The sequence below is a fragment of the Neisseria sp. P0009.S007 genome, assembly GCF_051962515.1.
Genome location: NZ_JBQCVF010000813.1, coordinates 1 through 623, shown reverse-complemented (window position 1 = coordinate 623; position 623 = coordinate 1). Strand labels below are relative to the sequence as shown.

General features: G+C 49.8%; 1 protein-coding gene. It reads left to right on the top strand.

What is annotated here, in order from left to right; genetic code table 11:
* Positions 1-620 (top strand): acetyl-CoA carboxylase carboxyl transferase subunit alpha (gene accA, locus ACTHS3_RS16545; RefSeq protein WP_440368577.1); only part of this gene is annotated, 620 nt, incomplete at its 5' end.
* Positions 621-623 lie beyond the last annotated feature (3 nt).

The following is a 623-nucleotide window of genomic DNA, read 5'->3' as shown; positions in this document are numbered from 1 at the left end:
GTCATCAAAAAGGCCGCGATACCAAAGAAAAAATCCGCCGTAATTTAGGTATGCCGCGTCCTGAGGGTTACCGTAAAGCACTGCGCTTGATGCAGACTGCCGAAAAATTCAATATTCCGGTCATGACCTTTGTCGATACCCCGGGTGCGTATCCTGGCATTGGCGCGGAAGAACGCGGCCAGTCTGAAGCCATCGGCCGTAATTTATACGAACTGACCCGCCTGCATGTGCCGGTATTGTGCACCATTATTGGCGAAGGCGGTTCGGGTGGTGCGTTGGCAGTGGCTGTCGGCGACTACGTCAATATGCTGCAATACTCGACTTATTCGGTGATTTCTCCCGAAGGTTGTGCCTCTATTCTTTGGAAAACTGCTGAAAAAGCAGCAGATGCCGCGCAGGCATTGGGTATTACCGCCAAACGCCTGCAAGAATTGGATGTCATCGACAAAGTGATTGATGAGCCTTTGGGCGGTGCACACCGTGATTTTGAAACCACGATGAAAAACGTTAAAACTGTTTTGGAACAGCAATTAAGCGAAGCGCAAAGCATGACCATGCCTGACTTGCTTTCTCGCCGTTCCGACCGCATCATGGCTTACGGTAAATTTACCGATAAATAAGTT